This window comes from Sediminimonas qiaohouensis DSM 21189, from assembly GCF_000423645.1.
In the GTDB taxonomy this organism is placed as follows: Bacteria; Pseudomonadota; Alphaproteobacteria; order Rhodobacterales; family Rhodobacteraceae; genus Sediminimonas; species Sediminimonas qiaohouensis.
This window is the reverse complement of sequence record NZ_AUIJ01000020.1, coordinates 1-12,317: the sequence shown is the minus strand read 5'-3', so window position 1 is coordinate 12,317 and position 12,317 is coordinate 1. Positions and strand designations below refer to the sequence as shown.

Below are 12,317 nucleotides of genomic sequence, written 5' to 3'. Positions count from 1 at the left end.
TCTGAATGCATCCGGTTCTGATATTGGTGGTCCAGCGCATCGCGCTGGGCCTCCTGCTTCTTGTTGCGGCGTCGGTCCTGATTTTCGCGGGGACGATGATCCTGCCGGGCGATGTTGCCCAATCCATTCTGGGGCAATCGGCCACGCCCGAGGCGCTGGCCAACCTGCGCGCCGAGCTGGGTCTGAACGAGCCGCCGGTGACGCGCTATTTCAACTGGCTGTTCGGGGTGGTGCAAGGGGATCTGGGCACCGCCCTTACCAACGGGCAGGACATCGCAACGTCGATGGGGCGGCGCCTGTCCAACACGTTGTTCCTGGCGTTTTGGGCTGCGGCGGTGGCTGTGCCACTGGCAATTTTCCTGGGACTTCTGGCGGTTTTGTACCGTGATCAGTGGCCTGACAAGCTGATCTCGGGGGTGACGCTGGCGTCGATCTCGATCCCGGAGTTCCTGATCGGCTACGTGCTGATGTACTTCGTGGCGGTGCAACTGGGGTGGTTTTCGACCGTCGCGATGATCAACGATTCCATGACCTTGCTGGAAAAGCTCAGTGCCATCGCGCTGCCGGTGGCGGTGCTGACGCTGGTGGTTTTGGCGCACATGATGCGGATGACGCGCGCGGCGATCCTGAACGTGATGCAATCGGCCTATATCGAAACCGCCGAGTTGAAGGGGCTGAGTGCGTTCAAGGTGATCTTTCGCCACGCCTTTCCCAATGCCATCGCACCGATCGTGAACGTGGTGATGATCAACCTGGCATACCTGGTTGTGGGTGTCGTGGTGATCGAGGTGGTGTTCGTCTATCCCGGCATGGGGCAATACCTGGTCGATCACGTGTCCAAGCGTGATGTGCCGGTTGTGCAGGCCTGCGGCCTGGTGTTCGCCGCCGTCTATATCGGCCTGAACATGGTGGCCGATATCGTGTCGATCCTTGCCAACCCAAGATTGAGGCACCCAAAATGAGAGGAATTCCAATTTCCGCCCTCATCGGGTTGGCCTTTACCGCCGCGTATTTCCTGGCGGCGATTTTCGCGCCTTTGATCGCGCCCTATGGCCTGTCCGAGATCGTCGGCGATGTGTGGGAGCCGTCCTCGTCCAGGCATCTTCTGGGCACTGACAGTATCGGGCGCGACCTGCTGACTCGGATGATATATGGCGGGCGCACCACCATTTTCATCGCGACCATGGCAACTCTGCTCAGCTTTGTCACCGGGTCCGTTCTGGGGTTCCTGGCGGCGGTGCTGGGGGGCTGGATGGATCAGGTGATGTCGCGGCTCATTGATCTGCTGATGTCGATCCCGACGCTGATCTTCGCGCTGGTGGTCCTGTCGGTGATGCCGGTGACGATCCCAGTGCTGATCGCGGTGATGGGCCTGCTGGATTCGACGCGCGTCTACCGCCTTGCCCGGGCGGTGGCGGTGGATATCAACGTGATGGATTTCGTCGAGGCCGCCCGCCTGCGCGGCGAGGGGCGTGGATGGGTCATCTTTCGCGAGATCCTGCCCAATGCCCTATCGCCGCTGGTGGCGGAAATGGGCCTGCGGTTCATCTTTGCGGTGTTGTTCGTCTCAACTCTGTCGTTCCTGGGGCTGGGGGTGCAACCGCCCGCAGCAGACTGGGGCGGTATCGTGAAGGAAAACAAGGACGGGATCGTCTACGGCATTCCGGCGGCACTGGTTCCCGCTTTTGCCATCGCGACGCTGGCGATCTCGGTTAACCTTGTTGCGGACTGGGTTCTCAACCGCACCACGAGTTTGAAAGGGGGGCGCGGTGGCTGATCCGCTGTTGAAGGTGACCGATCTGAAGATCGAGGCGACGGCCTATCCGCCCGGAGAGCCGCCGCAGGACATCACCATCGTCGAGGGCGTTTCATTCGCGCTGGAAAAGGGGCGGGTCCTGGGCCTGATCGGCGAGTCCGGTGCCGGCAAATCCACCATCGGGCTAAGCGCCATGGCCTATGGCCGGGGCGGGGTGCGGATCACGGGCGGGCAGGTGCAGGTGAACGGCCGCGATATCCTGAAACTGGGCACATCGGGCCTCAGGCGACTGCGAGGGGCCGAGGTGACCTATGTCGCGCAATCGGCGGCGGCGGCGTTCAACCCGGCGCGCAAGATCATGGAGCAGGTGACCGAGGCAACGCTGGCCCATGGCCGCGCCAGCAAACGCGAGGCCGAGACGCGCGCGGTGGCCCTGTTTGACAAGCTCGGCCTGCCCGATCCCGAGACGTTCGGAAACCGCTACCCGCACCAGGTATCGGGCGGGCAGTTGCAGCGCGCGATGACCGCGCTGGCGCTATGCCCCGAGCCCGAGCTGGTGATTTTCGATGAGCCGACGACGGCGCTGGACGTGACAACGCAGATCGACGTTCTGGCCGCGATCAAGGATGCGATCCGCGATACCGGGGTGGCGGCGTTGTATATAACGCATGACCTGGCCGTTGTGGCGCAGGTCAGCGACGACATCATGGTGCTGCAAAACGGCCACCGCGTGGAATACGGCGCCACCGACCAGATCATCAACGCCCCGCGCGAGGATTACACCCGCGCACTGGTGTCCGTGCGCTCGATCGTGCACGAGGAAAAGCAACCCGGCGACGATCCCGTGTTACAGGCGAGCCACGTCACCGCGCGCTACAAGGGAACGAAATTCGACGTTCTGCACGATATAAACGTGGCCCTGGACGCCGGTCAGACGCTGGCGGTTGTCGGCGAAAGCGGCTCGGGGAAATCGACGCTGGCGCGGGTGATCACCGGGCTGCTTCCGCCCTCAAAGGGGCAGATCACCTTTGCCGGGCGGCGGTTGTCGTCGGACCTTGCGGGGCGCTCGCGCGAGGATCTGCGCGAATTGCAAATGATCTACCAGATGGCCGACGTCGCGATGAACCCGCGCCAGACCGTGGGCACGATCATCGGCCGGCCCTTGGAGTTCTATTTCGGCCATCGCGGTGCAGAGAAACAGCGCCGGGTGATCGAGCTGCTGGACAAGATTGAAATGGGCGCCGGCTATATCGACCGCTATCCGGCGGAATTGTCAGGCGGCCAGAAACAGCGCGTCTGCATCGCCCGCGCGCTGGCGGCGGAACCGCGGTTGATCATCTGCGACGAGGTGACCTCGGCGCTGGACCCCCTCGTCGCCGATGGCATCCTCAAACTTCTGCTGAACCTCCAGAAGGCGGAAAACGTGGCCTACCTGTTCATCACGCATGACCTAGCCACCGTGCGGGCCATCGCGGACAGTATCGCGGTGATGTACCAGGGCCGCGTCGTGCGCTACGGGACAAAATCGCAGGTGCTGGCGCCGCCCTATGACGACTATACCGACCTGCTGTTGTCATCGGTGCCCGAGATGAAACTGGGTTGGCTGGAAGAGGTGATCGCGCATCGCAAGATGGAAAGCGCGGGTCACTGAGATATGCCTCCGGCAGGAGTATTTAGAGCAAGATGAAGCCCTTGGTGTACCAGTCTTCATCTTGCCGGAAATACTCCCCCGCCGGAGGCGTCCGCGGATGAAGCCCGGGGCATTGGCCAGTGATGGGGAAGACATGGATCGCAAGCTGTTATTGATCATTCTGGACGGGGTGCCGCTGCGCAATTGGCGCCGCCTTTTCGGTAACCTTGAAGGGTGGGTCGATTCGGGCGACGCGCAGAGCTGGACCATCCGCTCGGTCTTGCCGTCGATCTCGGCCAGTTGCTATGCCTCGATCCACACCGGGGTGAGCCCGCAGGAGCATGGCTGCACCGGCAACGGCAACGTGTTCCGCCTGTCGCAGCCGGATGTCTTCGGTCAGGTGCGCAAGGTGGGCGGCGTGACCGGGGCTGTGGCGCATTCGTTCTGGTCGGAGTTTTTCAACCGCGCGCCATTTGACCGGGTGCGCGACATTGAATACGACGAGCCGGGCAGCGACAGCATCAACCACGGTCGGCTCCACACGATGACCGGCTATGGCCTGATCAACCAGATGACGCCGAGCGACGTGGACCTGTTTGCAACGCTGAGCAACCTGTGCGCCCGGTTTTCGTTGAATTACGGTATGCTGCACACTTGCACGCTGGATAGCATGGGGCACAGGTTTTTCCACGATTGCCAGGAAATGGATCATGCCTGCGTAGTGATGGATGAAATGCTGGCGCCGTTCATTCCGCGTTGGCGGGCCATGGGGTACGAGGTGATCGTGACCGCCGATCACGGGCAGGACGCGCGCGGACATCACGGGGGGCGCGATCCGTTGCAGCAGGAGGCGGCGCTTTACTATTTCGGTCCGGGGCAGGGGCCGCCAGGCGACACCGTTCTGGACCAATTGCAACTGGCGCCGACGATCCTGAGCCGGCTGGGCGCGCCGATTGCCGATACCATGCGCGGCGAGGTGTTCTTGCGTTAGGGCGGCGCGGCGTCAGGACGCGCGCGGTGGCAGCTCGTCGAGCACGGCGCGCGCGGCGGCGCGCGGGTCTGCGGCGGAGTGGATGGGCCGGCCCACGACGATATGGTCCGCGCCGTCCAACACCGCGCGTTCCGGGGTTGCGATGCGCTTTTGATCGCCGGGCGCGGCGCCGGCCGGGCGCACGCCGGGGGTGACGATCAGGCGTCCGGCAGCATTGGGAAGCGCGCGGATGGCAGCGGCCTCTTGCGGGGAGGCGATGACGCCATCGGCGCCGGCCGAAAAGGCGCGCGCGGCGCGTTCGACCACCAGTTCGGACACATCACCGGCCTGCATCAACCCGTCGTCCAGGTCGGACCGGTCCAGCGAGGTAAGGATCGTCACGGCAAGTATCTGCAGGTTGGAGCCCGCCGCGCCCTGCTTGGCGGCGCGCACGACATGCGGATCGCCATGCACGGTCAGGAAATCGATATCGAACTGCGCCAGGCCGCGCACGGCGGCCTCTATCGTGGCACCGATATCGAACAGTTTGAGATCGAGGAAGATGCGTTTGCCGTGCTCTTGCTTCAGCTCGTTGGCCAGCGCCAGCCCGCCCCCCGTCAGCATGCCCAGCCCGACCTTGTAGAAGGACACGGCATCGCCAAGTGCCTCAGTGAGTTTCAGCCCTGCGAGTGCATCAGGCACATCGAGGGCTACGATCAGTCGGTCATCTGGCTGCATGGGGCGCTCCGGCTGCGGTTTGCCCCTTATTCTACCGCCGCGCGGGGCGGGTCAAGCTCCTGTCGGTGCGCCAAGCCCGGGCGCGACGTCGATGCGGCGGCGGCCGGTGCGGTATTCGGGCATGCGGCGCAACTGGCGCAGGGCCTCGGCGACAAAGGCGGTGCGGCGATTGGCGGGGTCGGGTTCGCTGGCGGAGCAGGACAGGTTGACGCAGCGGTTGCCGCTGAACAGGGCGACAAGCCCCTGCCACGGCTGCCCCGGTGCCGAGGGGGTGGATTCGGCGATGTTGATCTGGGTGATATACATGGCATACCTCGTTGTCCGGCTTGGCCGCGGCGGATGGGCTCGGGGCAAGCTATACAGTTCGAATCCGGCGAAAAATGTGGATGAATGCGACTTTTTCGCGGCTTGCCACTCTTGAACGGGCGCTGTGTGATCACAATCTGTTGTTCGAGGCCCGCAGAGGGGACGTGCCGCGATGGCGGGCGTTTTCGGCGACGGGCGCTTGGCAGAAAAGGAGAGATACCCATGGACTTGAACAAGTTCACGGAACGGTCGCGCGGCTTTATTCAGGCGGCGCAGACGATCGCGATGCGCGAGAACCATCAGCGGCTCTCGCCGGAGCATGTGCTCAAGGCATTGATGGATGACGAAGAGGGGCTGGCCAGCAACCTGATCCGCCGCGCGGGCGGTGCGCCCGAGCAGGTGGCGCAGGCGGTTGATGTGGCCCTTGGAAAAATCCCGCAAGTCAGCGGAGATGCCGGGCAGGTGTATCTGGACAGCGCCACCGGCAAGGTCATGGACGAGGCCGAGAAGATCGCGAAAAAGGCCGGCGACAGCTATGTGCCGGTCGAGCGTATCCTGATGGCCCTGGTCATGGTGAAATCCCCGGCGAAAGAGGCGCTGGAGGCAGGCGCGGTCAGCGCGCAGGCGCTGAACGAGGCGATCAACGATCTGCGCAAGGGGCGTACCGCCGACAGCGCCAATGCCGAGGAAGGCTATGAAGCGCTGAAAAAATACGCGCGCGATCTGACCGAGGCGGCGCGCGAGGGCAAGATCGATCCGATCATCGGGCGCGACGAGGAAATCCGCCGCTCGATGCAGGTGCTGAGCCGCCGGACCAAGAACAACCCGGTCCTGATCGGTGAGCCGGGCGTGGGCAAGACCGCCATCGCCGAGGGGCTGGCCCTGCGGATCGTCAATGGTGACGTGCCCGAATCTCTGCGCGACAAGCGTCTTATGGCGCTGGACATGGGCGCGCTGGTTGCAGGCGCCAAGTATCGCGGCGAGTTCGAGGAGCGCCTGAAGGCGATCCTGAGCGAGATCACCGCCGCGGCGGGCGAGATCATTCTGTTTATCGACGAGATGCACCAACTGGTCGGGGCCGGTAAGACCGAGGGCGCAATGGACGCGGCCAACCTGATCAAGCCGGCGCTGGCGCGGGGTGAATTGCACTGCGTGGGCGCGACGACGCTGGATGAATACCGCAAATACGTGGAAAAGGACGCGGCCCTTGCCCGCCGGTTCCAGCCGGTGACGGTGGAAGAGCCGACCGTCGAGGACACGGTCAGCATCCTGCGCGGTATCAAGGAGAAATACGAGCTGCACCACGGTGTGCGCATCAGCGACAACGCACTGGTAGCTGCGGCGACGCTGTCGAACCGATACATTACCGACAGGTTCCTGCCCGACAAGGCGATCGATTTGGTGGACGAGGCGGCTTCGCGGCTGCGGATGGAAGTGGACAGCAAGCCCGAGGAGTTGGATGCACTGGACCGCGACATTTTGCAAAAGCAGATCGAGGCTGAGGCGCTGCGCAAGGAAGACGACCAGGCCAGCAAGGATCGCTTGGAAAAGCTGGAGCGGGAGTTGGCCGAGTTGCAGGAGCGCGCGTCGGAGATGTCGGCGCAATGGCAGGCCGAGCGCGACAAGCTGGCCTCGGCCCGCGACCTGAAAGAGCAACTTGACCGGGCGCGTGCCGATCTGGATATCGCCAAGCGCGAGGGCGATCTGGCCAAGGCGGGGGAGCTGTCTTATGGCGTGATCCCACAGCTTGAAAAGCAACTGGCCGATGCCGAGGCGCAGGGCGAGGACGACGTGATGGTCGAAGAGGCCGTGCGCACCGAGCAGATCGCCAGCGTTGTCGAGCGCTGGACCGGCATACCGATGTCGAGGATGCTGGAAGGAGAACGCGACAAGCTGCTGCGCATGGAGGACGGGCTGCACAAGCGCGTCATCGGTCAGGACACGGCCGTGCAGGCGGTTTCAAACGCGGTACGCCGTGCGCGCGCCGGCTTGCAGGACGAAAACCGCCCGCTTGGCAGTTTCCTGTTTCTCGGGCCAACCGGCGTGGGCAAGACCGAGCTGACCAAGGCGCTGGCCGAGTTCCTGTTCGATGATGAGCACGCAATGGTGCGGATCGATATGTCGGAGTTCATGGAGAAGCATTCGGTCGCGCGGCTGATCGGCGCGCCTCCGGGCTACGTGGGCTATGACGAGGGCGGTGTCCTGACCGAAGCGGTGCGGCGCCGGCCCTACCAGGTGATCCTGTTCGACGAGGTCGAAAAGGCGCATCCGGACGTGTTCAACGTGTTGTTGCAGGTGCTGGACGATGGCGTGCTGACTGATGGACATGGCCGTACCGTTGACTTCAAGCAGACGCTGATCGTGCTGACATCGAACCTTGGCAGCCAGGCGCTGAGCCAACTGCCCGAAGGATCCGATTCCGGTCAGGCCAAGGCCGAGGTGATGGAAGCCGTGCGCGCCCATTTCCGGCCCGAGTTCCTGAACCGTCTGGACGAAACGGTGATCTTCGATCGCCTGGGGCGTCAGGATATGGGCGGTATCGTCGAGATTCAGCTTGGCCTGCTGGCCAAGCGTCTGGCCGGGCGCAACATCCGGCTGGAGTTGGACGACGCGGCACGCCAGTGGCTGGCCAACGAGGGCTATGACCCGGTGTTCGGTGCGCGCCCGCTCAAGCGGGTGATCCAGCGTAGCCTGCAGGACCCGCTGGCCGAGATGCTGTTGTCTGGCGATGTGATGGATGGCGCGGTGATCCCGGTGACGGCAGGGGCCGATGGCCTGATCATCGGCGACCGCGAAGGCGAATCCAACCGCCGCCCGCCGCAAGATGCGGTCGTGCACTGACGCGGTGCGCCAAACCAAGAGAACGGGCCGGGGCACATGCGCCCCGGCCCTTTTGTATTGTCGGTGTGGCGGCACTCACTTGGGCATGATCACGCCGTCGATCACGTGAATCACGCCGTTCGATGCCTTGATATCGGCGGTGACAACGTTCGCGCCGTCCACGGATACGCCGCCCATGGTGCCGATGGTCACCTCGTCGCCCTGCACGGTGGCGGCCATCATGCCGTCGCTCAGGTCCGAGGACATTACCTTGCCCGGCACGACATGGTAGGTAAGGATAGCGGTCAACTGATCCTTGTTCTCGGGTTCCAGCAAGGCATCGACCGTGCCCTTGGGCAGGGCGGCAAAGGCCTCGTCAGTGGGGGCGAACACGGTGAACGGCCCGTCGCCCTTGAGCGTTTCAACCAGGTCTGCGGCCTTGAGCGCGGCCACCAGCGTGGTAAAGCTACCGGCATCCACGGCGGTCTCCACGATATCCTTGGAGTGCCCATCGGCCAGCGCCGGACCGGCCATCAGCGTTGCAGCGGTCAGCGCGAGATAAGTTCTGCGGAACATGTTTGGTCTCCTTGCGTTTCCAAAGCGTCCAACCCCCGTTATCGGGTGTTGTGCGAAGGCCTACGCAAGAATCGGCGGTCCGGTTCACCGGCGAAATCCGCCTACGCGATTTGACGAAAGCGGGCGCCGCCCTAAGCCACGCCCGCCTGGGATTTCCACTAACTTTCTTGTGACCGCGCGTGAAAAAGGGCGGCGTTATTCCATCCCGATGGCATTGCGCGCGATCCGGTCCAGCAGCGTCTGGATCTTCTGCATCTCCCCGTCGGGGAAGCTGCGATAGCCGATCATCGTGCTGTCGTCGCCGGGTTGGCGCGCGACGAAGATGTCATAGGGGCAGAACACGATGTTCATCGGGTCGGCCTCCATCACCTCGCGCGACAGTTGGGCCGAGCAGAAGCTGTAGACATCGGCGGCCTCGAACAAGACCACGTCCGAGCCGACATCGGCGCGGGTGCGTTCCAGCATCGCGCCAACATGGCTGGTACTGTCGATCACCAACCCCTCGTCGAGGATGGCATTCTCAAGCCCGAACACGACATCCTCATAGCTTTGATCGGTGGTGTAGCTGATCATTTCTTCCGCCGCGGCTGGCGCGGCCATGGCAGCGCAGGTGAGCGCGGCGGTCAAAAGGCGTTTCATGGAGATCCTCCCATTGTGATCCATAGGGCAATGCTGACGCATAGGCCAATCTGGCGCAAGATTCGGCGCCGAAGATGTGGTATGGTGCATAAAATGCGGCAGGATCGCGTTGATTCACATCAATCGTCATCGCTCGTACCATGGCCGAGGGAGCCAATGCGCGTGATGCCGCCCAGACGGCGCAATAATCTTGCATGTTGCATGGGGCGTGTTGAAACGCGATTTCTCTAACAGGTTGTAAACACGTGAATTTCGGGTCTGATGAAGAAAAAATGACATAACTGCGAAAAAGGGGTTGCGGGTTTTGGTTTGTAGCAGTAGATACCCCTTCACCGGCGGCACAGAGGTGCGGTTGGCGGCCTGGAGGGCGGCGGGACTTGGGTCCCGGGGAAGTTTTCCGGGTTGATTGCAGAGGCAGGATTGAGGCGGGGTTGCGCTGGTTGAGGTTGGCGCGTCCTTGTTGTTTTGTCTCTCACGCTGTTTGACATTGCTGGTATCTGAAGAGATATGTGGGCGGTTTGGTTCATGTCGATGGATCAACGTCTGTATATCGCGCTCCTAGGGGTTTTCCCTGATTATGGAGTGTCAGCTTCACTGTTTGAGCGTGCAACGTTTCTTTGGAAGCGATGTACATCAGACAGATGACTTCTAATGCAGATCGCGCCTAGCCGGGCCGATCATGCTGCAGTCGGTTGTGCTGGGCGCTTATCGCGCTCAAGTAGCCGAAGGCGGTAGCGCATTAGAGATGTGCAGAGGTTCGACGTCAAGGATAGCGCCGCAAGGTGCTTTCAACTTGAGAGTTTGATCCTGGCTCAGAACGAACGCTGGCGGCAGGCTTAACACATGCAAGTCGAGCGATCCCTTCGGGGATAGCGGCGGACGGGTGAGTAACGCGTGGGAACGTGCCCTTCACTACGGAATAGCCCATGGAAACGTGGATTAATACCGTATACGCCCTTTGGGGGAAAGAATTTCGGTGAAGGATCGGCCCGCGTCTGATTAGGTAGTTGGTGGGGTAATGGCCTACCAAGCCGACGATCAGTAGCTGGTTTTAGAGGATGATCAGCCACACTGGGACTGAGACACGGCCCAGACTCCTACGGGAGGCAGCAGTGGGGAATCTTAGACAATGGGGGCAACCCTGATCTAGCCATGCCGCGTGAGTGATGAAGGTCTTAGGATCGTAAAGCTCTTTCGCCTGTGATGATAATGACAGTAGCAGGTAAAGAAACCCCGGCTAACTCCGTGCCAGCAGCCGCGGTAATACGGAGGGGGTTAGCGTTGTTCGGAATTACTGGGCGTAAAGCGCGCGTAGGCGGACTGGAAAGTTGGGGGTGAAATCCCGGGGCTCAACCCCGGAACTGCCTTCAAAACTATCAGTCTAGAGTTCGAGAGAGGTGAGTGGAATTGCGAGTGTAGAGGTGAAATTCGTAGATATTCGCAGGAACACCAGTGGCGAAGGCGGCTCACTGGCTCGATACTGACGCTGAGGTGCGAAAGTGTGGGGAGCAAACAGGATTAGATACCCTGGTAGTCCACACCGTAAACGATGAATGCCAGTCGTCGGGTTGCATGCAATTCGGTGACACACCTAACGGATTAAGCATTCCGCCTGGGGAGTACGGCCGCAAGGTTAAAACTCAAAGGAATTGACGGGGGCCCGCACAAGCGGTGGAGCATGTGGTTTAATTCGAAGCAACGCGCAGAACCTTACCAACCCTTGACATCCCGGGACCGCCAGAGAGATCTGGTTTCCACTTCGGTGGCTCGGTGACAGGTGCTGCATGGCTGTCGTCAGCTCGTGTCGTGAGATGTTCGGTTAAGTCCGGCAACGAGCGCAACCCACGTCCTTAGTTGCCAGCAGTTCGGCTGGGCACTCTAGGGAAACTGCCCGTGATAAGCGGGAGGAAGGTGTGGATGACGTCAAGTCCTCATGGCCCTTACGGGTTGGGCTACACACGTGCTACAATGGCAGTGACAATGGGTTAATCCCCAAAAACTGTCTCAGTTCGGATTGGGGTCTGCAACTCGACCCCATGAAGTCGGAATCGCTAGTAATCGTGGAACAGCATGCCACGGTGAATACGTTCCCGGGCCTTGTACACACCGCCCGTCACACCATGGGAGTTGGGCCTACCCGACGGCCGTGCGCTAACCTTTTCGAAGGAGGCAGCGGACCACGGTAAGCTCAGCGACTGGGGTGAAGTCGTAACAAGGTAGCCGTAGGGGAACCTGCGGCTGGATCACCTCCTTTCTAAGGATGATCGTAGTTGGCCGGCTTGCCGGTCACGTCGATCACTTAGCAGACCGATCAGTCAGATCGGTCATATATGCCAGGTCCTTTCGGGGGCACTGGCCGGGCCAGGCCGTCCTCATATCTCTTCAGACACGTACGGGTTGCCGCCCGTGATCTTGGGTCGGTAGCTCAGGTGGTTAGAGCGCACGCCTGATAAGCGTGAGGTCGGAGGTTCAAGTCCTCCTCGACCCACCACTCCCCTTCGGTCGTGTTGGGGCTTGTCGGATTTATGACTTGTGCGTCCTCGGGTCTTGCGACCCTGCGGGCGACACGGGCCTCGACCCACCACTCGCCCGCAAGGGTCATTTGGCCTCAAGTAGCCGAATAGGCGGTAGGCCGGATATAATGGCCTCAAGTAGCCGAATAGGCGGTAGGCCACCCAAGATGGGGCCTTAGCTCAGCTGGGAGAGCGCCTGATTTGCATTCAGGAGGTCAGGAGTTCGATCCTCCTAGGCTCCACCATTTCCGATTTGACCGCCAAGCGCTGTAGTCAGTGTTTGGCCGTCCAATCGGACGAAACGTCCTCAAGTAGCCGCAAGGCGGTAGGACACGATCATGTCCTCAAGTAGCCGCAAGGCGGTAGGAC

9 protein-coding genes, 2 tRNA genes and 1 rRNA gene are annotated in these 12,317 nt (G+C 61.8%); 8 read left to right on the top strand and 4 right to left on the bottom strand.

What is annotated here, in order from left to right; translation table 11 throughout:
• Positions 1-5: 5 nt before the first annotated feature.
• The 4 genes from G568_RS0114020 to G568_RS0114005 all read left to right on the top strand — a co-directional run bounded on the left by G568_RS0114020 (position 6) and on the right by G568_RS0114005 (position 4,377).
• The gene (locus tag G568_RS0114020) at positions 6-962 is read left to right on the top strand and encodes an ABC transporter permease (RefSeq protein WP_026758625.1); all 957 of its coding nucleotides are present in this window, start codon (positions 6-8) and stop codon (positions 960-962) included.
• Positions 959-1,777 (top strand): ABC transporter permease, encoded by an 819-nt coding sequence (locus G568_RS0114015; protein WP_026758624.1) that lies wholly within the window; start codon positions 959-961, stop codon positions 1,775-1,777. The genes G568_RS0114020 and G568_RS0114015 overlap by 4 nt, the downstream gene beginning before the upstream one ends.
• On the top strand, positions 1,770-3,407 hold the full coding sequence (locus G568_RS0114010) for an ABC transporter ATP-binding protein (protein WP_026758623.1): 1,638 nt from the start codon (positions 1,770-1,772) through the stop codon (positions 3,405-3,407). Before G568_RS0114015 ends, G568_RS0114010 begins: the two co-directional genes overlap by 8 nt.
• Before the next feature lie 133 nt (positions 3,408-3,540).
• Entirely contained in the window at positions 3,541-4,377 is an 837-nt protein-coding gene (locus tag G568_RS0114005; RefSeq protein WP_026758622.1) for an alkaline phosphatase family protein, read from the top strand.
• A 12-nt stretch (positions 4,378-4,389) separates the two neighbouring features.
• Here G568_RS0114005 and pyrF read toward each other — a convergent pair whose 3' ends face one another.
• Positions 4,390-5,094: an orotidine-5'-phosphate decarboxylase gene (gene pyrF / locus G568_RS0114000; protein ID WP_026758621.1), complete on the bottom strand. Its 705-nt coding sequence runs from the start codon at positions 5,092-5,094 to the stop codon at positions 4,390-4,392.
• Positions 5,095-5,145: 51 nt separating this feature from the next.
• Positions 5,146-5,400, bottom strand: coding sequence for a hypothetical protein (locus G568_RS0113995; protein ID WP_026758620.1), 255 nt, complete (start codon positions 5,398-5,400; stop codon positions 5,146-5,148).
• Positions 5,401-5,622: 222 nt separating this feature from the next.
• Between G568_RS0113995 and clpB the strand changes: the two genes are divergently transcribed.
• Positions 5,623-8,241, top strand: a complete 2,619-nt coding sequence (gene clpB, locus G568_RS0113990) for an ATP-dependent chaperone ClpB (RefSeq protein ID WP_026758619.1) — start codon at positions 5,623-5,625, stop codon at positions 8,239-8,241.
• A gap of 75 nt (positions 8,242-8,316) precedes the next feature.
• Here clpB and G568_RS0113985 read toward each other — a convergent pair whose 3' ends face one another.
• Both G568_RS0113985 and G568_RS0113980 read right to left on the bottom strand, forming a co-directional pair.
• A complete protein-coding gene (locus tag G568_RS0113985) occupies positions 8,317-8,796 on the bottom strand; it encodes a fasciclin domain-containing protein (RefSeq protein WP_026758618.1) in 480 nt (159 codons plus the stop codon).
• A 195-nt stretch (positions 8,797-8,991) separates the two neighbouring features.
• On the bottom strand, positions 8,992-9,435 hold the full coding sequence (locus G568_RS0113980; protein WP_026758617.1) for a DUF302 domain-containing protein: 444 nt from the start codon (positions 9,433-9,435) through the stop codon (positions 8,992-8,994).
• A gap of 789 nt (positions 9,436-10,224) precedes the next feature.
• Here G568_RS0113980 and G568_RS18915 point away from each other — a divergent pair.
• The 3 genes from G568_RS18915 (at position 10,225) to G568_RS0113965 (ending at position 12,193) form a co-directional block, all read left to right on the top strand.
• Positions 10,225-11,689 (top strand): 16S ribosomal RNA (locus G568_RS18915).
• A 160-nt stretch (positions 11,690-11,849) separates the two neighbouring features.
• Positions 11,850-11,926, top strand: a tRNA-Ile gene (locus G568_RS0113970).
• A gap of 191 nt (positions 11,927-12,117) precedes the next feature.
• Positions 12,118-12,193, top strand: a tRNA-Ala gene (locus tag G568_RS0113965).
• Positions 12,194-12,317 lie beyond the last annotated feature (124 nt).